We start from the raw sequence: 22187 nt of genomic DNA on the forward strand, positions 1-22187 counted from the left end.
TTCCTGACGGAGGGATGATTTTTAAGTGAGCAAGGATCCATACGAAGTACTCGGCCTGACGCGCACGGCCAGCCAGGATGATATCCGCAAGGCCTACCGCAAGCTGGCCAAGAAGTACCACCCCGACCTCAACCCCGGCGACAAGGTGGCCGAAGAACGCTTCAAGGCCATAGGGGCGGCCAATGCCCTGCTGTCCGATGAGGCGCAGCGCGCGCGCTACGACCGGGGCGAAATTGATGAAACCGGACAGGAAAAAGGCTTTGCCGGTGGTTACCGCGACCATGCCGAAGGGCCGCAGGGCTTCCATTACGGTGGTGGCCAGTTCTCGGAAGAGGATCTTGGCGACATCTTCGGCATGTTCGGTGGCGGCGGCGGTGGCTTCCGCCGCAGGCCGCAGGGGCCGATGAAGGGGGCGGACCGGCAGTACGCCCTGACCGTAAGCTTCCCTGTTTCCGTCAATGGCGGCACGGAACGGATCACGCTGCCCGGCGGCACGCAGCTTGATGTGAAGATACCGCCCGGCATTACCGATGGTCAGGTCATGCGCCTGCGCGGCAAGGGTGATGCAGGCCAGCAGGGCGGGCCTGCGGGCGATGCGCTGATCACCATCACCGTGGCGCCTGACAGCACCTACACGCGTGATGGCAACGACATTCGCATGTCGCTGCCGGTGGACCTGAAAACGGCGGTGCTTGGCGGCAGCATCACCATCCCCACGCCCGCGGGGTCGGTGAAGATGAACGTGCCCGCCCATTCCGACAGTGGCAGCGTGCTGCGCCTGCGCGGGCGCGGGGTCAAGGCGCATGGCAAGACCGAGGCGGGCAACCTGTATGTCAAGCTGGTCGTGACACTGGGCAAAATCGACCCGGCGCTGGAGGAATTCCTGCGCAATGACACGGCAGGCGGGAAGGCAGAGCCTGCGGAGGGCAAGGCATGATCACGATCGAGACCCTGTGCCTGCGCATCGGCAACGTGCCCGAGCGTGACGTGCAGGCATGGATCGACAGCGACTGGCTGCGGCCCGAGGGCGCGCCGGGGCATTACCTGTTCCGTGAGATTGACGAGGCGCGTGCCCGGCTGATCATCGAACTGCGCGACGACATGGGCATCAATGACGAGGGCATGCCGGTGGTGCTGTCGCTGCTCGACCAGCTTTACGCCGCCCGCCGCCAGATGCTGCGCCTGCGCGAGGCAATCAGCATTCCGCGTGAGAACGAACTGCGTTCGCGCCTGCGCGGCCTGCTGACCAGCGCGCAGGACTGATACGACCTGCCCCCCCCCCGTGAGCGCATCCGGCCACGGGGGTTTTTGCCTGGCTCAGTCCGCGCGGCTGAGCGGCAGGTCCAGCTTCTGGCCCGACTTGGCGCCCTGCATCTGCAGGTCGGCGGCATTGGGCGAGGTCAGGCGGAAGACGGTGCGCGGGTCGTCATTGACCGAGCGCAGCGAGGTGTCATCCTGCACCTTCAGCTCGATGGTGCGGCCCGTCAGCCCCGTGATCTTGCCCAGCGAATCCGGCAGCTTCAGGTAAAGCCGTGCCGCGGGCCCGAGCGCCTTGTTGGCGGTGATGGTGACGGGCTGGAGGCCAAGCGCCGTCCAGTCGCCCGTATAGGCGCCGGGGCCATAGGGGGGCTTGGGGTCGGGCTGGTCGGCGCGTGCCGCGCCAGCACCCGCGAGCACGCCGGTCAGGCCCAGGGCTGCAATCGCCATGTGGAGGGGTTTCATCATCGGGTCATCCTGCCTGTTCATTGATCGTTCACAATGCAGGCGGGGCGCGGGCAGGGCAAGTCGCAAGCCCCGTGTGGCCGCCCTGCGGACCGTGCCATCCCATATATTTTATATATGGAAATAGCCTTGAATATATATTGGACGTACTGAACAACCTGCCCCACCATCATCGTGCCATCTACACATGATCGGGAAGCAGGTCGTGCTACTGCGCCGCCGCCCCGTTGCAGGAGACCCAGGTCTTGAAGCTGAAATGCTACTCGGTAGGCGATATCGATACCCGCTCCAGCGCCGCTGACGCGACGGGCGTGCGTCCGCGCATGAACCGCCTGTACCAGACCTCCACCATGGCCGCGCTGCTCGATGCCGTCTATGATGGGGAAACCACGCTTGACGAACTGCTGCAGCACGGCAATTTCGGCCTTGGCACGTTCAATGCGCTCGATGGCGAGATGATCGTCAATGACAGCGTCATCCACCAGTTCCGCGCCGACGGGCAGGCCGGCCGCGTGCCCGGCGACCTCAAGACCCCGTTCGCCTGCGTCACCTTCTTCAACCCGGAGAAGGAGTACATGATCGACACGGCACAGGACAAGGAAGGCTTCGAGGCGATTGTCGACCGTCTGGTCAACAACCCCAACCTGTTTGCCGCCGTGCGCTTTACCGGCCTGTTCGAGCGTGTCGAGACCCGCACCGTGTTCTGCCAGTGCCACCCGTACCCGCCCATGCTCGAGGTGGTCAGCCGTCAGCCCACCATGCAGCTTGGCGCGGCCGCCGGCACCATGCTCGGCTTCCGCACGCCGGGCTACATGCAGGGCGTGAACGTGGCGGGCTACCACCTGCACTTCCTGACCGAAGACGGCCGCCGTGGCGGCCACCTGACCGATTACGCCGTGCTCAAGGGCAGGCTGGAGGTGGGCATCATCTCCGATGTCGAGATCCAGTTGCCCCGCACCGAGCAGTTCGCGAAGGCCAACCTTTCACCCGAGAACATTCACGAGGCCATTCGCGTGGCCGAGGGCGGTTGAGGGGCCCTCCCTCCCGCCACATCCCTGCCCGGCGGCCAAGGCTGCGGCACATAATCTTTCAGGATAGCTGGAACAATGACTGACAAGACCCAATCGGCCGCGCCTGAGTGCGGGGCGGACATGATCGTGCGCAACCTCGTGGCGCACGGCACGACCCACGTATTCGGCATTCCCGGTGCGAAGGTGGACCGCCTGTTCGACGCGCTGGTTGACAGCCCGATCGAGACGGTGGTGACCCGCCATGAGCAGAATGCCGCCTTCATTGCCGGTGGCATTGGCCGCCTGACCGGCAAGGCGGGCGTTGCCATCGCAACATCCGGTCCCGGCGCCTCGAACTTCGTGACCGGACTTGCCACCGCCAACTCCGAAGGCGACCCGGTGCTGGCCATCGGTGGCGCGGTGAAGCTGGCCGATCGCCTCAAGCTGACCCACCAGAGCATGGATACGGTGGCCCTGTTCCAGCCCATTACCAAATACAGCGCGGAAATCACCTCGCCTGCCGCCGTGTCCGAATCCATTGCCAACGCGCTGCGCTTTGCCGAGAGCGGTCGCCCCGGCGCCGCCTTTGTCAGCACGCCGATGGATATCCTGTCCATGCCGGCGGAAGGCAAGGTGCTGGCCGGGCGCGAACTGCCCAGAAATGGCGCGGCCCCGGCCGAGGCCATCAACGAGGCACTCGGCCTGATCCGCAAGGCGCAGCGCCCGGTCATCCTGCTCGGCCTGCTGGCCAGCCGCCCCGATGTGTCCGACGCGGTGCGCGCGCTGGTGGCGACCACGGGCGTGCCGGTCATTGGTACCTACCAGGCTGCCGGTGCGGTATCGCAGGAACTGTCCGACCGCTTTGGCGGCCGCGTGGGCCTGTTCCGCAACCAGCCGGGCGACCAGTTGCTGCATGAGGCCGATCTCGTGATCTCGATCGGCTACAACCCGATCGAATATGATCCGTGGCTGTGGAATGTCGATAACGGCCGCAAGATCGTGCATGTCGATGTCGTCGCCGCCGAACTCGACACGCATTATGACCCGGCTGTCGAACTGATTGGCGATATCGCAGCGTCGATCAAGGCGCTGGCGGCACAGGCAGGCAAGCTTGCGCGTGCGCCGCAGCTTGAAGAGATCCTGAGCCAGTATCACGCCACCCGCCTTGCCGCGCTGTCAGGCGCGCGCAGCACCTCGAACACTGCGGTCCACCCGTTGCAGATCGTGCGCGAGCTTGAACAGTTCGTGACCCCGGACGTGACGATGTGCCTCGACATGGGCACCTTCCACATCTGGCTGGCGCGTTACCTGCTGTCCTTCCGCGCGCGCCAGATGCTGATCAGCAACGGCCAGCAGACCATGGGCGTGGGCCTGCCGTGGGGCATTGCCGCAAGCCTGGTCAATCCGGGGCAGAAGGTCATCTCGATTTCAGGTGATGGCGGGTTCATGATGTCGTGCATGGAGCTGGAAACGGCGGTGCGGCTGAAGTGCAACCTCATCCACATGGTCTGGGTCGATCAGGCCTACAACATGGTTGAGATGCAGGAGAAGAAGAAGTACGGTCGCGGCTCGGGCGTGGATTTCGGGCCGATCGACTTCGCCATGTTCGCCCGCTCGTGCGGCGCGCACGGCATTGCCGTCCATTCCGCCGATGGCGTGGCCGGCGCCCTGCGCGAGGCCATGGACATTGAAGGCCCGGTGGTGATTTCGGTGCCGGTGGATTACTCGCAGAACCATCTGCTCATGAAGCCGCTGGCAACCCTTGGCGAGACCTCGGCCGCGGCGTAAAACCCGGCCCGGCGTATTTCAAACCGGCCCGCCACGCCCTGACCGGCGGGCGGGCCGTTCTGTTTGGGCATGCGACATCAGCATTTTATGCGCACGTCGCCCGATGCGGAACATGCCAGACTACAAAACATCATTTCACGAATGCCCCCAGGTCATGACAGGCAAGCGGGCGCGAGGGAATGGCACCGAGGGAAAGTAAAAATGCTGAAAGCAGCACAGGACATGGCATCCACAACGGGCGCGCAACTGGTTACGGAACTCCAGCAGATCGTGGGCAACCATCATGTGCTGACCGAGGATGGGGCGACCCTTCCTTACAGGCGGGGGTTCCGTTTTGGTGAGGGACGCGCCCTTGCGGTCGTCATGCCCGGCTCGCTCGTGGAGCAGTGGCGCGTGCTGCAGGCCTGCGTCAAGGCAGGCGTGATCGTGATCATGCAGGCGGCCAATACCGGGCTGACCGGCGGCTCCACGCCTGATGGCAACACCTATGACCGTGATATCGTGATCGTGCACAGCATGCGCATGCGCACGATCCACCTGATTGGCGGTGGCAGGCAGGTGGTGTGCCTGCCGGGTGCCACGCTCGACCAGCTCGAGACCATGCTCAAGCCCATCGGGCGCGAGCCGCATTCTGTCATTGGCTCATCGTGCATCGGCGCTTCGGTATTTGGCGGGGTCAGCAACAATTCAGGCGGTGCGCTGGTGCGTCGTGGCCCGGCCTATACCGACATGGCGCTGTTTGCCCAGGTCTCGCCGCAGGGTGAGCTGCAACTCGTCAACCACCTTGGCATCGAACTCGGTGCCGACCCCGAGGAGATCCTCAAGCACGCGGAGGAAGGCAACTTCCCCGATGCCAGCATCAACTGGCAGGCTGGCCGCGGGCATGATGATGGGTACGCCACCCATGTGCGCGACGTGAACGCCGATACGCCCGCCCGTTTCAACGCCGACCTGCAGCGCCTGCACGAAGGGGCTGGCTGTGCGGGCAAGCTCGGCCTGTTTGCCGTGCGGCTTGACACGTTCGAGGCGGAAAAAGACCCGGTCGTCTTCTATATGGGCACCAACCAGACCGATGTGCTTGAAGATGTGCGCCGCCATATCCTGTCCGAATTCAAGGAACTGCCGATCGCAGGCGAATACCTGCACCGCGATGCGTTCAACATTGCCGAGAAATACGGCAAGGACACTTTCGTCATCATCCGCATGATCGGCACCAGCCGCCTGCCCGCCATGTTCGCCATGAAAAATGCGTTTGACCGCATCGCGGACAGGATCGGCTTCCTGCCCAAGCATTTCAGCGACCGGTTCATGCAGTTCATGAGCCACTTCTTCCCGCAGCACCTGCCCGCGCGCATGCGTGACTACCGTGATCGCTTCGAGCATCACCTCATGCTCAAGGTCAGCGCCTCGGGCGCGCAGGAGGCGCGTGACTTCCTCAAAAGCCATTTCGCCACGCATGAAGGCGAATTCTTCGAATGCACGCCCGATGAAGGGGCCAAGGCCTTCCTGCACCGCTTTGCCGCCGCCGGGGCCGCCGTGCGGTACCGCAATGTCCATGCCGACACCACCGAGAACATCGTGGCCCTCGACGTGGCGCTGCGCCGCAACGACCGCGAGTGGTTCGAGGTGCTGCCCAAGGACATCGAGGACGAGATTATCGTCAAGCTGTACTACGGCCATTTCCTGTGCCACGTGATGCATCAGGATTACGTGGTGCGTAAGGGCTATGACTGTGTTGCGCTCGAGCACCGCATGCTGCCCGGCCTGGACAAGCGCGGCGCGCGCTATCCGGCGGAGCATAATTTCGGTCATCTCTATCAGGCACCCGAGGACGTGCTGGCCCATTACCGCCAGCTTGACCCGTGCAACTGTTTCAATCCCGGCATTGGTCAGGCGACCAAGCGCCGGAACTGGGTTGCCGAAAGCGTAGGGTAAGGCGCGAACAGCCTTACCGTGCTTTTGGCATGATGGCCCGGCTGCGGGCCATTCATGTGGATCCTCCCCCCGTTGGGGGAGGGGCGCGGCCTGACGCGCCCGCCACGCAAGGGAAGGAAAGTCGTCATAATGACATATACAGTTGGCCATTACCTTGGTGAACGCCTGGCGCAGATCGGGCTCAAGGATCATTTCGCTGTTGCGGGTGACTACAACCTCGTCCTGCTCGACCAGCTTCTTGAAATCGAGGGCCTGCGCCAGGTCTATTGCTGTAATGAACTGAACTGCGGCTTCAGCGCCGAGGGCTATGCCCGCGCCAACGGGGCGGGCGCTGCGGTTGTCACCTTCAGCGTGGGCGCGCTGTCAGCACTCAATGCCATTGGCGGCGCCTATGCCGAGAACCTGCCGGTCATCCTGATTTCGGGCGCGCCCAATTCAAACGACCACGGCAGCGGGCACATCCTGCACCACACCACCGGCACGCCGGATTATGGCTACCAGCTTGAAATTGCCAAACGCCTGACCTGTGCGGCGGTGTCCATCACCTCGGCCGAGCATGCGCCGGTGCAGATCGACCACGCCATCCGCACGGCGCTGCGCGAGAAGAAGCCCGCCTATATCGAGATTGCGTGCAACGTGTCCGCCCAGCCCTGCTCGCGCCCTGGCCCGGTCAGCGCCATCCTGGCCGATGTGCCGTCCGACCCCGCCACGCTGAAAGTGGCAGTTGATGCGCTGGCCCGTTTCCTTGATGCCCGCAAGAAGCCCATCATTCTGGTTGGCAGCCGCCTGCGGGCCGCGGGCTGCGAGGAAGCGGCCATCCGCCTGGCCGATGCGCTGGGCTGCGCCGTGGTGAGCATGGCGGCGGCCAAGAGCTTCTTCCCCGAGGATCACCCGGCCTATGCCGGTACCTACTGGGGCGATGTAAGCAGCCCCGGCGCGCAGCAGATCTTTGACTGGGCGGACGGCGTGCTGTGCCTGACCCCGGTGTTCAATGATTACTCCACCGTTGGCTGGACCGCGTGGCCCAAGGGCGACAACGTGGCGCTGATGGAGGCGCGGCATATCGAGGCGGCAGGCACCATCTATGATGGCGTGCACCTGCGCGACGTGATTGATGCGCTGATCGCCCGCATCAAGGGCCAGCCCAAAAAGGATGCGACGCTGGTTGAATACAACCGCATCAAGGCGCCCGTGGCGCCGGTGGCACCTGCCGCCCCCGATGCCCCGCTGGTACGTGCCGAGATGGCGCGCCAGATTCAGGCGCTGCTGACATCCAGCACCTCGGTCATCGCCGAGACGGGCGATTCGTGGTTCAACGCCATGCAGATGAAGCTGCCGCGTGGCGCGCGCGTGGAACTGGAGATGCAGTGGGGCCATATCGGCTGGTCCGTGCCCGCCACCTTCGGCTACGCCGTGGCCGAGCCGGAGCGGCGCATCATCGCCATGATCGGCGATGGCTCCTTCCAGTTGACCGCGCAGGAAGTGGCCCAGATGGTGCGGCTCAGGCTGCCGGTCATCATCTTCCTGGTCAATAACCGGGGCTACACCATCGAAGTCCAGATTCATGACGGCCCGTACAACAACGTCAAGAACTGGGATTATGCCGGGCTGATGAAGGTGTTCAACGCCGAGGACGGCCACGGCCTGGGCTTCCGCGCCACCACGGGTGCGGAGATGGAAAAGGCGATTGCAGCCGCCCTCGCCAACAAGGAAGGCCCGACCCTGATCGAATGCCAGATCGACCGTGATGACTGCACGAGCGACCTGATCTCGTGGGGGCGGCGCGTTGCTTCCGCCAATGCCCGGCCGCCTGCCGCGCGCTGAAACATGCATGCCTTCATGGCCTGAAAGCGGGGGGTGCCTACGGGCGCCCCCTTGCTGTATGGGCCACGCATCAACTGCAGAAGGAAGGCTGACATGACCGGACAGACCGGCCCGCGCGTGGGCTGTGGCGCTGCCATTATTGATGGGGATGGGCGAATTCTGCTGCTCAAACGCCTGCGCCAGCCGCAGGCCGGGTGCTGGGGTTTGCCCGGCGGCAAGGTGGACGCAAACGAGACGACCTGCCAGGCAATGGCCCGCGAAATTGAGGAGGAAGTGGGGTTGCGCGTAGAAGCCCCGGAATTTTTATGCCTGGTGGAGGAACGCGACACCACGGCAGGGCATTTCTGGGTTTCCCCGGTTTATCTGGTTACGTCCTGGCAGGGCGAGCCACGGCTGATGGAGCCGGACAAGCATGAGGGGCCGCGCTGGTTCGCGTGCGATGCCCTGCCGGAAAACCTGACAACCCCCACCCGTTACGCGGTGGAGGAACTGGCGCTTCGGGCAACCCTGAATTGTAAAAAATGACAAAGTTTGATTTTTGTCGTGGTTGCCGGGCGCGATTGGGTCTCAGATAGGCGAAGGATCAGGACGGGTCGGCTGCCGTGTCGAGCGTGCGGGCATAATCGAGCAGGGCACGGCGGTGGCGGGCATGGATCATCCGCGTGGTCAGGGACCGGGTCGGGATTTCATCCGTGATTAACGGAAGGGCACCGGCTGCGATGGATGAAGCTGCGGCAGACGGGGCGATCGTATCAACTGCAGGGGTCATTGCTGTTTTTCCGTTATGTGCCAAGGACAGGACAAGCTCCGGTGAGTCGGGTTGTTAACCGAGCGACACATTACCTAATGTTCATACATGTCGGAATTGAGGCATAAAAGACATACTGGCGCGGAAAGCTCACTTTTTCGTTCACATTTAATTTATCATATGAAACTCAGGAATAGGACCATGTTCCTCCTGAACCTTTCCGGAAAGTAATCTGGGCGCTTTATCGGTCCACAGGAATTAAAAAATTATCTAAATTTTGTCGCCCGGCCGAAAAAAACCGGGCGGCTCGCCTTGGCCCACGGAGACTGTTTGAAAAATCAGCCCGGCAAACATCAAGGCATCATAAGGAAGTTTCTGGTGCAGCTTTTTTCAGAAAGCTTTGAAAAGACGTCGCCTTTTTGAAAAAAAAGGCGGCACCTAAAAACTTTTATCATTTTTTATCAAAGAGTTGTTTTCAAACAGCGTCTCAGCCGAGATGGCGCAGGAGGCGCCCGTTCTTCCATGCCTCGCACAGGGCGAATGTGCGTCCGGTCCAGTCCCGGCCGAGGCTGCGCACCTGTTCGGTCCGGGCATGGGTGCCGGTCCACGCCAAAAGCTGGATGCGGCGCTGGATAACGAGGGCTGGCAGAATATCAAGGTCAGCCTGCGTCAGGTCGCCCATGGTGCCATAACCACTCAGCCAGTGGTCAACCCAGCGCGGAGCCTGCGGATGGTCTTCGTAAAAACTCAGCGCTGCCGCCAGGTCCTGCATGAACCAGCTTATGCCGCAGTCATCAAAATCGATCAGGCGGGTGTGCGTGCCGCTGATCAGCAGGTTGGCCAGCCGCAGATCGGCATGGATCAGCCCGAATCGCGCAGGCCCGGTGCCATAATCCGCCAGTTGCGCTGCAACCGTGCGCAGGCAGCCTGCAATCAGGTCGCGTCCGGCATCGGTCATGCCCGGCGCATCGGGCCACCAGCCCCACGGGGCATCGGGGCCGGTCATGGTGGCAGGGGTCCAGACCTTGCGGGTGAAGCCGGGCGGGCGCTGCCACTGTCGGCTATGGGCATGCAGGCGGGCCGTTACGCCCCCTAGCCGGGCGAAGGCGGCGGGATCGACATCGGTGGTGGGTTCGGTGCCCTCCATCCAGTCAAACAGCACGGCATGGCGGGGTATGCCATCAGTGCCGCAGAGGGTGCGGATGCGCCCGCCATCACGACCGGGCCGGGGCCTGGGCACGTCCAGCCCTGTTGCATGCAGGGCATCGAGCCAGGCCAGTTCGCTGCCAATCTCGGCGGCGGTATGATAGCCGGGCCGGTGCAGGCGCAGCACATGGCGCGGGCCCGATGGGGTATCGATGCGAAAGACGACGTTTTCTGAAATGGAAAGCAGGCTGGGCTGGGCATCACGCAGCGGGTACTGGGCCAGCGCTGCGTGGGCCAGCCGGTAAAGGGAGGCGGGATCGGTCATGATCCCTCTCCCATACCGCCTGGGCGCGTATTGATGAAGGCTGGGTTGGAGACTGTTTGAAAAGTCAGCCCTGAAACATCAAGGAATCATAAGGAAGTTTTTGGCGAAGCTTTTTTCGAAAAGCTTCGAAGAAGGCCGCCTTCTTGAAAAAAGGCGGCACCCAAAAACTTTTCTCATTTTTTATCAATGAGTTGTTTTCAAACAGTGTTTTAGAGAATGCAGTTGAACTGCAGGCCCATCACCGCCGCATCATGATAGGTGGTGGTGCCGCCGGGGCGGTTGATATACTGGAAATCCGGCTGGAAGCTCATGCCGCGCGCTGTATGGATGTTGTAGAAAACTTCATACACGTCTTCATGCGTCTGGATGCCCCAGACCTTGCCCCACTGGTTGTTCAGGAAGGGCGTGCCCGCCAGCACCGAGGATTCCTGCTGCAGCACCGAGGCGCGGCTCATCTCGAAATAATGGAACATGGCGCCCACCGTATCGAGCGGGCGGCCCCAGGCGGCGCCGGTTTCCACCATGCCTGCCCAGGCGTGGTATTTCATCGCCGAGACCTTGCCTGACGTATACATGAAGCCTGAAAGCGCGATCAGGCCGTTGGTCGGGCCTTTGCCGTTGCGGATGAACATCTGGTCGGCCTGGAACCACGCGGTGCTGACACCGGACTGCTTGCGGAAAGGCTGGCCCGTCAGCACGGCGGAGTTGCCGTTAATGTCGGAATACAGGTCGTTGTACTGCGAGTTGTCATAGCCGTAACCCGCCTTGTAGTGACCGGCGAGGTGGCTTTTACCGAATTCGGGCAACCAGCCGAATTCCACCGGGGTGGAGAACTTGCCCAGCCCGCTCTGCGCCCAGGCCCAGCCCGAGATGCCGCCATTGAAGGAATGCGGGGATACGGCGAACATCGAGGCCATGATGTAGGTATCGACCGTAGGCATGACGCGCATCACCACGCCAAGGTTGCCCGATGGCCAGTCGCGCCCGCCCGGCACGTATTTGCCCGGCGCGGGATTGCCGCAGATCGACACGTTCATGAAGTCACAGAACAGGGGGGAGGCGGCAAAGAAGCTGCCCACCGGAATCCAGCCCGCGCTGATGTCGAGCCGGTTATGGAACAGCGACTGTTCGGCATACATGTACACAAGGTGGGCGACCACGTTACCACGCGCGCCGTAGATCTGCTGCACGCCACCAAGCGAATCGTGGATGTTGTCCGTGCTTTCGTTCCGGCCATGACCGTTCACGATCATGGTATGGGTCCAGAAATTCTTGGGTGCGCCTGCCAGCTTGTGCCAGTCGATATCGATTTCCACGCCGACCTGGCCCGCATCGGTCACGCCTTTTTGCGCGCCGCCGTGGAAGTTGCCCGCGAGTTCCTCATGCACGTCGGCCTCGATATGCACGCCGTGCTTCTGCAGATAGGGCTGAAGCCCTGCCCAGTCGCCAAAAAAGTGCTGGTTGCCGTAGGGCGCACTGTAAAACTGCCCCGGATCCTGCACTGTAACATTACGGCGTGAATTGATGTTGAGGCTCGGCTGTGCGCCAACCACGCCCTGGCCTTCCCCCGGAATGGCCTGTGCCCAGGCACCGCCTTCGCCACAGGTGAAAAAAGCAAGAAGAAACAGGGGGAGCAGCGCAAAAGAGCGGATAAATCTTCGGGTCATTCGCATATCGGTAGCATATTTCATGCCGAATATAAACCTTGGCAGGGGAATTGTATAAGAACTAATGTTTTACAAAATATTGGTAAAGATATTTTTTTTGTTATATCAATAGATTTATATAAAATGTTACTATTCCTGACGGTGTTTTTTTGTGCAATGCACAAATACATCAGAATTTTGTGTTTGTTCTCACATATTACTCATTTGCCCTGTCCGGGCCAATGATATCATACCCCGCCCGGCCGCCCGTTGACGCAACCCCGTGGGAATGCTGAACATGGCCCCATGTCACGCCTTGATATGAAAAAACCTTTCCTGCCCGTTCGCATCGCCGTGCTCACGGTATCCGATACCCGCACGCCTCAAACCGACAGGTCAGGTGATATCCTGGTCGCGCGCATTGCCACGGCGGGCCATGAAGTCGCAGCACGCGCCATCGTGCCCGATGACGCGGAGCAGCTTGCGGCGACGCTGTCGGGCTGGATTGCCGACCCGCAGGTCGATGTCGTCATTTCCACCGGGGGCACGGGCGTTACCGGCCGTGACGTCACACCGGAAGCCTTCGACCGGGTGATCGAGAAGCGCATCGAAGGGTTTGGCGAACTGTTCCGCATGCTGTCGTACCAGAAGATCGGCACCTCCACCATCCAGTCCCGCGCACTCGCAGGCGTTGCGGGCGGCACCTACCTGTTCGCCCTGCCCGGGTCGACCGGCGCGGTGAAGGACGGGTGGGATGACATTCTGGTCTGGCAACTCGATAGCCGTCATGTGCCCTGCAATTTTGTTGAGCTCATGCCCCGACTGCGTGAGCATCTGCCCCCCGGCCATGCGGACTGAGGCGGGGCGCCGCCAGGCAGAAGGATAACGGTTTGTGAGCGCCGTCTCTATTCAGAAAGGCGGCATCGATCAGGGTGAAGCAGGTCAAGGAGAACAGGCATGACGGGTACGAAAAGACTGCTGTTGCTGGCAGGCGACTATGTCGAGGATTACGAGATCATGGTGCCCTATCAGGCCCTGACCATGCTCGGCTACACGGTTGATACGGTCTGCCCGGGCAAGAAGAAGGGCGATTGCGTACTGACCGCCATCCATGATTTCGAGGGCGCGCAGACCTATAGCGAGAAGCCGGGCCACCGCTTCGTGCTCAATGCTGATTTTGAGGCCATCAACCACGCCGCCTACGCGGGCCTGATCCTGCCCGGCGGGCGCGCGCCGGAATATCTGCGACTCGATGCGGGGGTGATCGCACTCGTCCGCGCCTTTGCCGATCGCCCTCTGGCCGCGATCTGCCATGCCGCCCAGCTTCTGGCGGCGGCCCGCATCATTTCAGGCAGGCGGGTTTCCGCCTATCCCGCCTGCCGCCCCGATGTGGAACTGGCTGGCGGCGTTTATGCCGATATTGCGATTGATGCAGCGGTGACCGATGGCATGCTGGTCACGGCGCCCGCATGGCCCGCGCACCCGGCATGGCTTGCGCAGTTTATTGCCGTGCTGGGGGCGAAGGTTACGCTTGGCTAAAAACGGATAAAGGTTTTGGGCAAAGCTTTTTGAAAAAAGCTTTGAAAAGACGCTGCCTTTTTTCAAAAAGGCAGCACCTAAAAACTTTTATATCGGACCGATTTCAGATGCCCGCGCTGCTCATGGCCGGGCGGTTGAGAATGGACAGGAATTCCCGCCGCGTGTCGGAGTTGGTGCGGAACGTGCCAAGCATGCGGCTGGTCACCATCGACACGCCAGGGCGGTGCACACCGCGCGTGGTCATGCACTGGTGCGCCGCCTCGATCACCACGCCCACGCCATAGGGCTGGAGTTCTTCATTGATGGTGTTGGCGATCTGTGCGGTCAGGCGTTCCTGGATCTGGAAGCGCCGCGCATAGGCATCAACCACGCGGGCCAGCTTGGAAATGCCAACAACCCGCTTGCGCGGCAGGTAGGCCACGTGTGCTACGCCAATGATGGGCACCATGTGGTGCTCGCAATGGCTCTCCACGCGGATATCGCGCAGCAGCACCATCTCGTCATAATCATCCACCTCCGAGAAGGTGCGGCGCAGCATGTCCACCGGGTCTTCGGCATAGCCTGCGAAGAATTCACCATAGGATTTGATCACGCGGGTTGGCGTGTCGCGCAGGCCTTCGCGGCCGGGGTCTTCGCCCGCCCAGCGCAGCAGGGTGCGTACGGCTTCTTCTGCTTCCGTGCGGGTGGGGCGGGAATCGATGGGGGTCATGCTGTGGGTTCTTGTTGCAGGGGACTGCCGCAGGGACAGGCCACGGAAGGAAAAACTTAATGCAGGATGGTCGGGTGGTGCGGGCTGTCGAGGCTGAAGACCGGGATGCTGATATCGAAATGCTCCCGGCTGGCCGGGCGGATCATGTGGTACTGCCCGCCCATGAAGCCGGTTGGCGTTTCAAGGGCTGCGCCTGACATGTATTCAAAACTGGCGGCGGCGTCGATCAGGGGCTGCTCGCCCACCACGCCTTCGCCTTCCACGCGCTCGATCCGGCCCTGCCCGTCCACGATGCGCCAGCTGCGGCGCAGGAGTTGCACCGCCGTGTCGCCGTGGTTCTCGATCCGCACCCGGTAAGCCCACACATAGCGGTGCTCATCGGGTTCGGACTGGTCATCGAGCCAGAAGGTCTGGACCACCACGCGCACCCTGTCGGTCGTCGCCTCGAAACACGGTGTATTGTCCAGTGTCTCGCCTAGTGCTGCGTCAGCACCTTCCCCGCCGGGGGGAAGGAAAGGCCGGTTCTTGCTCATGGTGGCGACGCTCCTGCGTTTACCGGTTGGCCAGCGCCGCGAGGCCGCGCCTGAGGTCATCGATCAGGTCATCGGCATCTTCCAGCCCGACCGAGAAGCGGATCGCCCCATCGGTAATGCCAAGGCGGGCGCGCTCTTCAGGTGCGAGCTTCATGTGGGTGGTCGTGGCCGGATGCGTGACCAGCGAGCGGGCATCGCCAAGGTTGTTCGAGATCGAGATCAGCCGCAGCGCGTTCATGAAGGCAAATGCCCCCGCCTTGCCGCCCTCGACCTCGAAGGCCACCAGCGTGGAACCCGCCGCCATCTGCTTCTTGGCCAGTTCGTATTGCGGGTGGTCCTTGCGGCCGGGATAGAACACGCGGGCAATGCCGGGGGCCTCGGCCAGGAAGTCCGCCACTTTGGCCGCGTTCTGCGTCATGGCGTTCACGCGCAGGGCCAGGGTCTCGATGCTCTTGAGCATGACCCACGCATTGAACGGCGAGAGGCTGTTGCCGGTATTGCGCTGGAAGGGGCGCAGCACCTCGTTGATCCATTTTTCCGTGCCCAGCACGGCGCCACCGAGCACGCGGCCCTGACCATCGATGTGCTTGGTGCATGAATACACCACCACGTCGGCCCCGAGTTCGAGCGGCTTCTGGTACAGCGGGGTGGCGAACACGTTATCGACCACCACGGTCGCCCCCGCCTTGTGGGCAAGGTCGCAGATCATGCGGATGTCGAGCACGTCGAGCATCGGGTTTGACGGGCTTTCGAGCAGCACGGCACGGGTGGGCTTGCCCAGTGCGTCCTTCCACGCCGCCATGTCGCCGCCATCGACGAACACCGTTTCCACGCCGTAGCGCGGCAGCAGTTCGGAGACGATCCAGTGGCACGAGCCGAACAGCGCGCGCGAGGCCACCACGCGGTCGCCCGCGCGCACCTGTGCCAGTAGCGCGGAGGACACGGCCCCCATGCCGGTGGAGGTCAGGGCGCAGGCTTCAGCGCCTTCAAGATCGCACAGGCGGCGCTCGAGATTGGCCACCGTGGGGTTGCCAAAGCGGGTGTACTGGTAGTGCGAGACATCGCCGGTGAAGGTGCCTTCGGCCTGCTCGGCGCTGTCATAGACAAAGCCGGAGGTCAGGAACATCGCCTCGCTGGTCTCGCCATAGGGCGTGCGCTCGAGGCCCGCGTTGATCAGGCGCGTTGCGGGGCGAAAGGATTTGGGGTCGGGCTGGTCAGTCATGGTGGGTGGCAGTTCCTGCAAACAGGGTGGTGTGAAGGCAGGCCAGTGCCGGTTGATGCCCGGCAGCCTGGCCCGAAGGCGGTGCACGACCGTGGAAACCATGATGCCCGCGCCCTGTCACCGGCGGGATCAGGCCTCTTTAGCGCGTATGTTTTACCTCGCCGCAAGCCGGCCGTATCAAATCACGAGGGCCCGGGCGCAACCTTGCCCCGACATGCATGCTTATTGCGGATCAGGGCCGGGTGCGTCAACTGCTGGCCTGACCCCTAAAGGGGTGATTGCATCTGCCATGCTTGTGCAGTATATGAGGGCGGGCCTGCGGGTGTAGTTCAATGGTAGAACGGCAGCTTCCCAAGCTGCATACGAGGGTTCGATTCCCTTCACCCGCTCCAACTTCCCTTGCAAATTGTTGGTCAGTCCCGGTGCATGCCATCGGCATAGCGGCCCGGGTGCCGGGCGGTGTAATCGGGGTAAAGGGTTTCCTTTGTCATCTCGCCCGCCCGCCATTTCCGGACCAGCTCGAAAGCATAGTCTGGCCTGAGTTTTTCAATACCGCAGTGGAACAGGGCGCATTCGCTCAGGCCCCCTTCGCACATATCCCAGCATGTCAGGTTACCCTGGTCGTTTTCCAGAATGATGGCCGGCCTGTAACGGCAATCTTCAATAATGGTGCCGGGCGGGAAGCGTTTTATGGCGCGTCGTTCCATGTAATAGCGTTTCGGGTCGCGTATCCATAGCGATATGTTCCAGACGATGTGCTGATAAAACCAGTTTTCCACGCGCTCAAGAAAGCTGTCATTGCGCGCTGACATTGTCCGTCGCCTTAATTATTAATATCGTGGTCCTGTTTAACACGATAGCGGGTATTTGGGCAGGTATTGATAAATGGTAAAATAGGGGATGTTTTCTACATCGATACAAAGAATGGCAGGTATTACCTTCAATATATCAGGAAAATACCGAAATTTTCATACATGATCAGGGTGTTTTCCGGCTTTTGCCCTGATGAAGGCGCGCCAGATGTGACGGAAATCGTGAAATTGCCTGTTGCCCTCATCATATTTTTTTCCATTGGGCGCGGCGGACCGGCGCAGGATCGTCCATAAATGTGGCCATGTGCCGCTTGATGAAAAAGGCAGGGAAATGCCGGTGTTTCGTTATGGAATACCGGACTTCAGCACCAGAAATGTGCCGTTATGGTGTTTCTGGGATGGAGAAAAAGAGTGGCCTGTTGAAAATATTACTAATGAACAGAGAAAATTACCGATGAAAATAATCGTTAATGGTATAGCGCTGATCGATAAAATAGAAAATGGATGGCCCCCTGAAAACGATCCATGGTGAACACGACTATAATTTAAAATAACAAAAGTTTTTTGGTGCTGTCTTTTTTTCAAAAAGGCGGCGTCTTTCAAAGCTTTTTTGAAAAAAGCTTTACCAAAAACTTTGGTTTTTATTATTGGGTTGGGGCCGGTTCGGTCGTGGCCTGCGTGTCGGTATAGGTCGTGCCGTTCCAGATCCATCGATCCGTGCCATCGACCAGCAGGTCATGCATGCCCGCATGCATCTCGGGCGTGATGCTGATCGGACCGCTGACGGAATCCAGAACCTGTATCCATTTACGCCCGTCCGGCAGGTAAACGGAGGTGGAACACCCCGCCGAGCCGCACAGGCTGGCCGATTGCAACTGCACGAACAGCGCCGTGCGCGGCGGATCATCCGACAGGCGGCCCGAGCCGGTCAGCAGCACCGGGCGCTCGTTCTGCATGGCGGCATCATGCAGATCAGGCGAGACCAGAAGCCGGGCTTGCCGGTCGAGTTCGGTGCCGGGATGCTGCGCCAGGATCACCGGCCCGCCTTCCGCCCATGCCGCATTCATACCCGCCAGCCCCATGAGCGCGACAGGGAGCACGAGGGCGCGCAGCAGGGAACGGATACACGACATGAAGGGCATACTCCCGCAAGGACAGAACCATTGCGAACCCAATGCGTGGCACCCTTCAAGGTTCCGTGCCGTCTTCCTGCCCGTGGCAAAAGCCGCGTTTTCAAACGGTCAGTGTTTCCTGAAGCCTCTTGAAAAAAAGCTTCACCAAAAACTTCTTGATATTACCAGAGAAAATTATCGCTAAAGGTCATCGTCAATACTACGGCCCTGATCGCCAGACTGGACGCCTGAAAACGATCCATGGTGAACCGGATTAAAACAGGTAAAAGTTTTTGGGTGTCGCCTTTTTTTAAAAAGGCGACGTTCGTGAAAGCCTGTTTGCAGCAGGCTTCACCCCAAACAGACCTCAGTTCCGCCCATGATGGCCAGTGCTGGCGGCAGGTTGCGCTGCCGTGGTGGGCCAGCTTGCCTCGATGCGGTCGCTGAGCTGGTTCAGCAGGCCCTCGGTCACCTTGGCAATGTTGTCATTACTGCCAGTCGCCCCGCTGCCCAGGATGATGGTGCGGTTGCGCTGGATGGGCTGGCGCGAATCCTGCGGAATGATGGCCCAGTCCGCATTCAGCGCGGAGGAACCATCGCGGCTCACATCAAGGCGGCTGATATTGAGCTGCAAGCGCCAGGTGGGGCGGTCGGGCTGGGGCTGGTCGGTCACGAACAGGTTCGGCCATTTCTGCGCAAGCCGCGCGGTGATGAGGTCGGTTGCCCCCACGGAAAGACGGCTGGCCCAGCGGCCGAGCCCGCTGCGTTCGATCTCATGGCCATTGCGCACCATCATGTCCTGACTGTCCAGATAGTCGGGCAGGCGGGTTCGCTCGACCTCGATGACCGGCGTGCTGTCGGTAATGGGGGTGGTAGAGGTGGTTTCCGCACCCGTGGCGATGGCAGGCGCGCCCAGCGTGTAAAAGCGCACGGGGGCCGAGGAACAGGCCGACAGCACCATGGCTGACAGCAGCAGGCCACCACCCGCCCGCAGGGCCGGATACAGGCGCGAAAGGGAGAGAGCGGGCTGGCGCGTTTTCATTGATTGCGTCCCATCAGCAGAAGTTGCGGATTACTTTCGACTTCATTGGCGAATCCGCGCAGCCCGTAGCCTGCTTCCATAATATCACGCATCGTATCGTCCAGATTGAGCCTGTCGCGCGATTGCGGGTCGAGCAGGGCGCGCAGGCCAGCAAGGGTTTCACGCGATTGCGCCATGGTTTGCCTCGTATTGGCAATGAGCGCCAGCAGTTCGGCACGGCGGCCCTCGAACTGGTGGGTATTGGTGGCAATCAGCTGGTCCAGCTTGTTTATGGTCACGCTGGCCCGGTTTTGCGCGTCAATTACGGTGGCGCGGATCTGGCGCACCGCCATCTCGCTGCGCGTGGAGGTGTCATGAATGCTGGTCATCATGCCCGGCACGGTGGCGTTCACGTCGGCCACAAGCTTATGCACGCTGGCCAGCGCGGTGGCCAAGTCATGGCGCAGCCCCTCCATGGAGGTGGAAACCATCATCGCTTCAAGCTGCTGCAACGCGGTCTGGCCCATCGGTATTTCGGGCAGGTCGGTCAGGTTGGGGTGTAGGTGCACGGGTGTTTCGGGGTCGAGGTCAAGGTCGAGTTCGGTCTGGCCCGTGACCAGGCTGTGCAGCGTCATGTCGGCGCGTAGCCCGTTGGCCACGAGTTGCGGCAGCGGCGGCAGGTCGCCCCGCCCTGGCGCATGGGCCGGGTCGAACAGGATATAGACCGGCATGTAGGTGTGGTGATCGACCGGGTCCACCTTGACCGTTATCCGCTCGACCGCACCCACCGGCACCCCGCGGAAATTGACCGGCGAGCCGATATCCAGCCCGTTCGTGGGGCTTTCAAACACTACCACGGCCTCGCTGCTGCGACCGGGCAGCGGCAGGTCGCCCTTGAACCCCAGCACGCCAAGCCCCACGGCCGCCACCCCGAGCATGACCGCGCCAATCAGTGTCTGCCTGCCGGGCATCCGCCTTACCCGTTTCCATGGGAGCTGGAACTGTCCAGCTGTTCACGGTGCATGAAGGCGTGCACCGTGGGGTCGGTGCAGTGATCGCGCAGCCAGGTGGGCGAGCCATGGGCGATGGCGGTTTTCTGGTCGGCATCAAGAAAGATGCCATCATCGGCGATATGGAACAGGCTGGAAAGCTCGTGGCTGACGATGATGATCGTAGCCCCCAGCCCGTCGCGCAGGTTCAGGATCAGTTCATCAAGCCTGGCCGAGGTAATGGGGTCGAGACCGGCAGAAGGCTCATCGAAGAACAGGATGTCAGGGTCGAGCGACATGGCGCGCGCCAGCCCCGCGCGCTTGCGCATGCCGCCACTGAGTTCGGATGGATACTGGTCAATGGCGTGCAGCATGCCCACGAGCCCCAGCTTGAGCTCCACAAGCTGGCGGATGACGTGTGGTTCAAGCTTGGTGAACATCTGCATGGGCAGGGCCACGTTCTCGCCCACGGTCATCGAGCTCCACAGCGCCCCGCTCTGGAACAGCACGCCAAAGCGCCGCCCGATCCGAACGCGGCTATCATCATCGCCCGCCCAGTAATTATCCTTCTGCACCATGTAGGTGCCGTGGGTGGGGCGCAGCAGGCCGATCATGCTCTTGAGCAGGGTGCTCTTGCCGCAGCCCGAGCCGCCCATCACGGCAAAGATGCTGCCGCGCCGCACCTGGAACGACACATCATGCTGGATCACGCGCGGGCCGAAGGCCAGCGTCACGTCATTCACGTCGATCATGACGGGGCGGTCATCGGTGGAGGGCATCTGGTTATTCATGGTGATCAGATCCCGATAACATTGGCAATAACCGCGAAGACCGCATCCAGCGCGATCACGCCCACAATGCCCACCACCACGGCCTTGGTGGCCGCGATGCCCACATCGGCCGCACTCCGCCCGGCCTTGAGCCCGATGCGGCAGCTTGTCAGCCCGATGAAGGTGCCGAACACGAGGCTCTTGATGAAGCCGAAGGTGAACTGGTCGAGCGGCAGCGCCTGCAGGGTTTCATGAAAATAACCCAGCGGCGAGACATCGAGCATGATGTAGGAGACGAAGAACCCGCCCAGCATGCCGATCAGACAGCCATAGAGGTAAAGCAGCGGCATGGTGAAGGCGAGCGCCAGCACCGAGGGCAGGATCAGGTAGCTCGAAACCGGAATGCCGAACACCTGCAGCGCGTCGATTTCCTCATTGGCCTGCATGGTGGAGATGCGCGCGGCATAGGCGCCACCGGTGCGGCCGGCCATGATGATGGCCGTCATCACTGCCGACATCTCGCGCACCATGGCAATGGCCACGAGGCTCGCCACATAGATGTCGGCGGCGAATTTATGCAGTTCCACCGACCCCACGAAGGCCAGGATCGCGCCGACAAGGAAGTTGACCACGCCCACGATCAGCAGCGCCGCAGGCCCCGCCGCACTCAGGTCGGACATGAGGTCCACGGTGCGCATCATGCCGCGCCCCACCACGGCGGCAAACCCGCCCCTGGCGGCGGCGGCCCCCATTTCGCTCACGCAGCCGACCTCGTCGAGCGTATCGAGCGTCAACTGGCCCACGGCGGTAACGGGCTGGAATTTATGCGGCGGCAGCGGCGCGGGCGTAGGCGGGATCTCGGGCAGCAGGTCGAGCAGCTTGCGCGCGGACTCGGGCAGGGTGTCGATGCGTAGCTGCACGTTGTCTTCACGGGCGGTGCGCTTGAGTTCCCACAGGAAGCTGATCAGCGAGGTATCCCATTTGCCAAGCTGGTCGGTGCTGAATTCAACCGGTTCGCCGTGTGGCACATCCCTGAACCCGGATTCCGGAAAGTCGGGGAGATGGCCCTGCTGTGCAATCCAGTCCCCGGACAATGTAACAAGGGTCCGGTTCGCCTCGGGCTGCAGATGCCATTGCGGCGCACCATTGACGGACGTTTTCACCAGCCTCTCCAACCTCAGTGCCGCAACCTCGCCCACCCGGTTGCGGGGCGGCATGCACAAAACGATCCCCGTTCTCGTCATCCGCCTGTTTGCTGGCAGGCAGGTGGCGGGTCTCTCACGGTGTTCTGTTTTCCATACCAGATGACCCGCCCGGCACAAGCCCCGCTGCCGTG

At 61.8% G+C, this 22187-nt stretch carries 24 protein-coding genes, 1 tRNA gene and 1 riboswitch; of the genes, 12 read left to right on the forward strand and 13 right to left on the reverse strand.

The window, feature by feature from the left end; translation table 11 throughout:
• The first annotated feature begins 25 nt into the window (after window positions 1-25).
• Together GXY01S_RS05565 and GXY01S_RS05570 are read left to right on the forward strand one after the other, a co-directional pair.
• Window positions 26-937 carry a DnaJ C-terminal domain-containing protein gene (locus GXY01S_RS05565; RefSeq protein ID WP_061272809.1) on the forward strand — a complete coding sequence of 304 codons (912 nt, stop codon included), beginning with the start codon at window positions 26-28 and terminating at the stop codon, window positions 935-937.
• Window positions 934-1263, forward strand: coding sequence for a chaperone modulator CbpM (locus tag GXY01S_RS05570; protein WP_061272812.1), 330 nt, complete (start codon window positions 934-936; stop codon window positions 1261-1263). Before GXY01S_RS05565 ends, GXY01S_RS05570 begins: the two co-directional genes overlap by 4 nt.
• 54 nt (window positions 1264-1317) lie before the next feature.
• On the opposite strand, the gene GXY01S_RS05575 is transcribed toward GXY01S_RS05570, so the two are convergent.
• On the reverse strand, window positions 1318-1725 hold the full coding sequence (locus GXY01S_RS05575; RefSeq protein ID WP_242501156.1) for a hypothetical protein: 408 nt from the start codon (window positions 1723-1725) through the stop codon (window positions 1318-1320).
• Between the two features lie 224 nt (window positions 1726-1949).
• Here GXY01S_RS05575 and budA point away from each other — a divergent pair, with 224 nt between their 5' ends.
• From budA to GXY01S_RS05600, 5 genes are all read left to right on the forward strand, one after another.
• Window positions 1950-2753, forward strand: coding sequence for an acetolactate decarboxylase (gene budA / locus GXY01S_RS05580; protein WP_370664426.1), 804 nt, complete (start codon window positions 1950-1952; stop codon window positions 2751-2753).
• A gap of 75 nt (window positions 2754-2828) precedes the next feature.
• Window positions 2829-4520 (forward strand): acetolactate synthase AlsS, encoded by a 1692-nt coding sequence (gene alsS, locus GXY01S_RS05585; protein ID WP_061272818.1) that lies wholly within the window; start codon window positions 2829-2831, stop codon window positions 4518-4520.
• 201 nt (window positions 4521-4721) lie between these two features.
• Complete coding sequence (gene dld, locus GXY01S_RS05590; RefSeq protein WP_061272822.1) at window positions 4722-6455, forward strand: D-lactate dehydrogenase; 1734 nt, start codon at window positions 4722-4724, stop codon at window positions 6453-6455.
• Between the two features lie 129 nt (window positions 6456-6584).
• Entirely contained in the window at window positions 6585-8279 is a 1695-nt protein-coding gene (locus GXY01S_RS05595; protein ID WP_061272826.1) for an alpha-keto acid decarboxylase family protein, read from the forward strand.
• 93 nt (window positions 8280-8372) lie between these two features.
• Window positions 8373-8804 carry an NUDIX domain-containing protein gene (locus GXY01S_RS05600; protein ID WP_061272829.1) on the forward strand — a complete coding sequence of 144 codons (432 nt, stop codon included), beginning with the start codon at window positions 8373-8375 and terminating at the stop codon, window positions 8802-8804.
• 58 nt (window positions 8805-8862) lie between these two features.
• On the opposite strand, the gene GXY01S_RS05605 is transcribed toward GXY01S_RS05600, so the two are convergent.
• From GXY01S_RS05605 to GXY01S_RS05615, 3 genes are all read right to left on the reverse strand, one after another.
• The gene (locus GXY01S_RS05605; protein WP_061272832.1) at window positions 8863-9048 is read right to left on the reverse strand and encodes a hypothetical protein; all 186 of its coding nucleotides are present in this window, start codon (window positions 9046-9048) and stop codon (window positions 8863-8865) included.
• Between the two features lie 466 nt (window positions 9049-9514).
• Window positions 9515-10498 (reverse strand): phosphotransferase enzyme family protein, encoded by a 984-nt coding sequence (locus tag GXY01S_RS05610; RefSeq protein ID WP_061272835.1) that lies wholly within the window; start codon window positions 10496-10498, stop codon window positions 9515-9517.
• 209 nt (window positions 10499-10707) lie between these two features.
• Window positions 10708-12189 (reverse strand): carbohydrate porin, encoded by a 1482-nt coding sequence (locus GXY01S_RS05615; protein WP_061272838.1) that lies wholly within the window; start codon window positions 12187-12189, stop codon window positions 10708-10710.
• A gap of 261 nt (window positions 12190-12450) precedes the next feature.
• Here GXY01S_RS05615 and moaB point away from each other — a divergent pair, with 261 nt between their 5' ends.
• Window positions 12451-13002, forward strand: a complete 552-nt coding sequence (gene moaB, locus GXY01S_RS05620; protein WP_061272841.1) for a molybdenum cofactor biosynthesis protein B — start codon at window positions 12451-12453, stop codon at window positions 13000-13002.
• Window positions 13003-13101: 99 nt separating this feature from the next.
• Entirely contained in the window at window positions 13102-13683 is a 582-nt protein-coding gene (locus tag GXY01S_RS05625; RefSeq protein ID WP_061272844.1) for a DJ-1/PfpI family protein, read from the forward strand.
• A 103-nt stretch (window positions 13684-13786) separates the two neighbouring features.
• On the opposite strand, the gene folE is transcribed toward GXY01S_RS05625, so the two are convergent.
• The 3 genes from folE to metZ all read right to left on the reverse strand — a co-directional run bounded on the left by folE (window position 13787) and on the right by metZ (window position 16147).
• The gene (gene folE / locus GXY01S_RS05630) at window positions 13787-14392 is read right to left on the reverse strand and encodes a GTP cyclohydrolase I FolE (protein ID WP_061272846.1); all 606 of its coding nucleotides are present in this window, start codon (window positions 14390-14392) and stop codon (window positions 13787-13789) included.
• A 56-nt stretch (window positions 14393-14448) separates the two neighbouring features.
• Entirely contained in the window at window positions 14449-14859 is a 411-nt protein-coding gene (apaG, locus tag GXY01S_RS05635) for a Co2+/Mg2+ efflux protein ApaG (RefSeq protein ID WP_061272983.1), read from the reverse strand.
• 85 nt (window positions 14860-14944) lie between these two features.
• Window positions 14945-16147, reverse strand: a complete 1203-nt coding sequence (metZ, locus tag GXY01S_RS05640; protein ID WP_061272988.1) for an O-succinylhomoserine sulfhydrylase — start codon at window positions 16145-16147, stop codon at window positions 14945-14947.
• A 118-nt stretch (window positions 16148-16265) separates the two neighbouring features.
• A riboswitch (SAM riboswitch) is annotated at window positions 16266-16346 on the reverse strand.
• 119 nt (window positions 16347-16465) lie between these two features.
• Here metZ and GXY01S_RS05645 point away from each other — a divergent pair.
• Window positions 16466-16539, forward strand: a tRNA-Gly gene (locus GXY01S_RS05645).
• 21 nt (window positions 16540-16560) lie between these two features.
• Here GXY01S_RS05645 and GXY01S_RS05650 read toward each other — a convergent pair.
• Window positions 16561-16959 carry a hypothetical protein gene (locus GXY01S_RS05650; RefSeq protein ID WP_061272849.1) on the reverse strand — a complete coding sequence of 133 codons (399 nt, stop codon included), beginning with the start codon at window positions 16957-16959 and terminating at the stop codon, window positions 16561-16563.
• Between the two features lie 304 nt (window positions 16960-17263).
• Between GXY01S_RS05650 and GXY01S_RS17960 the strand changes: the two genes are divergently transcribed.
• Window positions 17264-17491 (forward strand): hypothetical protein, encoded by a 228-nt coding sequence (locus tag GXY01S_RS17960; protein WP_129551418.1) that lies wholly within the window; start codon window positions 17264-17266, stop codon window positions 17489-17491.
• Between the two features lie 112 nt (window positions 17492-17603).
• Here the strand turns inward: GXY01S_RS17960 and GXY01S_RS05655 are convergent, their stop codons facing one another.
• Window positions 17604-18041, reverse strand: coding sequence for a hypothetical protein (locus GXY01S_RS05655; RefSeq protein WP_174520920.1), 438 nt, complete (start codon window positions 18039-18041; stop codon window positions 17604-17606).
• A gap of 49 nt (window positions 18042-18090) precedes the next feature.
• Here GXY01S_RS05655 and GXY01S_RS17965 point away from each other — a divergent pair, with 49 nt between their 5' ends.
• Window positions 18091-18276: a hypothetical protein gene (locus GXY01S_RS17965; RefSeq protein WP_146222759.1), complete on the forward strand. Its 186-nt coding sequence runs from the start codon at window positions 18091-18093 to the stop codon at window positions 18274-18276.
• A 162-nt stretch (window positions 18277-18438) separates the two neighbouring features.
• On the opposite strand, the gene GXY01S_RS05660 is transcribed toward GXY01S_RS17965, so the two are convergent.
• The 4 genes from GXY01S_RS05660 to GXY01S_RS05675 are packed head-to-tail and all read right to left on the reverse strand — an operon-like array spanning window position 18439 to window position 22068.
• Complete coding sequence (locus GXY01S_RS05660; protein WP_061272852.1) at window positions 18439-19113, reverse strand: PqiC family protein; 675 nt, start codon at window positions 19111-19113, stop codon at window positions 18439-18441.
• The gene (locus GXY01S_RS05665; protein WP_061272856.1) at window positions 19110-20063 is read right to left on the reverse strand and encodes an MlaD family protein; all 954 of its coding nucleotides are present in this window, start codon (window positions 20061-20063) and stop codon (window positions 19110-19112) included. The genes GXY01S_RS05660 and GXY01S_RS05665 overlap by 4 nt, the downstream gene beginning before the upstream one ends.
• Window positions 20064-20068: 5 nt before the next feature.
• Entirely contained in the window at window positions 20069-20872 is an 804-nt protein-coding gene (locus tag GXY01S_RS05670) for an ABC transporter ATP-binding protein (protein ID WP_061272859.1), read from the reverse strand.
• Window positions 20873-20877: 5 nt separating this feature from the next.
• Window positions 20878-22068 (reverse strand): ABC transporter permease, encoded by a 1191-nt coding sequence (locus GXY01S_RS05675; protein WP_370664427.1) that lies wholly within the window; start codon window positions 22066-22068, stop codon window positions 20878-20880.
• Window positions 22069-22187: the final 119 nt, after the last annotated feature.

It is taken from the genome of Komagataeibacter xylinus NBRC 15237 (genome assembly GCF_001571345.1).
In the GTDB taxonomy this organism is placed as follows: domain Bacteria; phylum Pseudomonadota; class Alphaproteobacteria; order Acetobacterales; family Acetobacteraceae; genus Komagataeibacter; species Komagataeibacter xylinus.

Excerpts from the sequence above, each read along its gene's own strand:
- folE (WP_061272846.1), bottom strand. The coding sequence starts at position 14,392 with ATGACCCCCATCGATTCCCGCCCCACCCGCACGGAAGCAGAAGAAGCC.
- GXY01S_RS05650 (WP_061272849.1), bottom strand. The coding sequence starts at position 16,959 with ATGTCAGCGCGCAATGACAGCTTTCTTGAGCGCGTGGAAAACTGGTTT.
- metZ (WP_061272988.1), bottom strand. The coding sequence starts at position 16,147 with ATGACTGACCAGCCCGACCCCAAATCCTTTCGCCCCGCAACGCGCCTG.
- GXY01S_RS05610 (WP_061272835.1), bottom strand. The coding sequence starts at position 10,498 with ATGACCGATCCCGCCTCCCTTTACCGGCTGGCCCACGCAGCGCTGGCC.
- GXY01S_RS05665 (WP_061272856.1), bottom strand. The coding sequence starts at position 20,063 with ATGCCCGGCAGGCAGACACTGATTGGCGCGGTCATGCTCGGGGTGGCG.
- GXY01S_RS17965 (WP_146222759.1), top strand. The coding sequence starts at position 18,091 with ATGAAGGGCATACTCCCGCAAGGACAGAACCATTGCGAACCCAATGCG.
- GXY01S_RS05670 (WP_061272859.1), bottom strand. The coding sequence starts at position 20,872 with ATGAATAACCAGATGCCCTCCACCGATGACCGCCCCGTCATGATCGAC.
- GXY01S_RS05575 (WP_242501156.1), bottom strand. The coding sequence starts at position 1,725 with ATGATGAAACCCCTCCACATGGCGATTGCAGCCCTGGGCCTGACCGGC.
- dld (WP_061272822.1), top strand. The coding sequence starts at position 4,722 with ATGCTGAAAGCAGCACAGGACATGGCATCCACAACGGGCGCGCAACTG.
- GXY01S_RS05600 (WP_061272829.1), top strand. The coding sequence starts at position 8,373 with ATGACCGGACAGACCGGCCCGCGCGTGGGCTGTGGCGCTGCCATTATT.
- GXY01S_RS05615 (WP_061272838.1), bottom strand. The coding sequence starts at position 12,189 with ATGAAATATGCTACCGATATGCGAATGACCCGAAGATTTATCCGCTCT.
- GXY01S_RS05625 (WP_061272844.1), top strand. The coding sequence starts at position 13,102 with ATGACGGGTACGAAAAGACTGCTGTTGCTGGCAGGCGACTATGTCGAG.
- GXY01S_RS05595 (WP_061272826.1), top strand. The coding sequence starts at position 6,585 with ATGACATATACAGTTGGCCATTACCTTGGTGAACGCCTGGCGCAGATC.
- GXY01S_RS05675 (WP_370664427.1), bottom strand. The coding sequence starts at position 22,068 with ATGCCGCCCCGCAACCGGGTGGGCGAGGTTGCGGCACTGAGGTTGGAG.
- GXY01S_RS05660 (WP_061272852.1), bottom strand. The coding sequence starts at position 19,113 with ATGAAAACGCGCCAGCCCGCTCTCTCCCTTTCGCGCCTGTATCCGGCC.
- GXY01S_RS05655 (WP_174520920.1), bottom strand. The coding sequence starts at position 18,041 with ATGGGGCTGGCGGGTATGAATGCGGCATGGGCGGAAGGCGGGCCGGTG.
- GXY01S_RS05605 (WP_061272832.1), bottom strand. The coding sequence starts at position 9,048 with ATGACCCCTGCAGTTGATACGATCGCCCCGTCTGCCGCAGCTTCATCC.
- GXY01S_RS05570 (WP_061272812.1), top strand. The coding sequence starts at position 934 with ATGATCACGATCGAGACCCTGTGCCTGCGCATCGGCAACGTGCCCGAG.
- moaB (WP_061272841.1), top strand. The coding sequence starts at position 12,451 with ATGTCACGCCTTGATATGAAAAAACCTTTCCTGCCCGTTCGCATCGCC.
- alsS (WP_061272818.1), top strand. The coding sequence starts at position 2,829 with ATGACTGACAAGACCCAATCGGCCGCGCCTGAGTGCGGGGCGGACATG.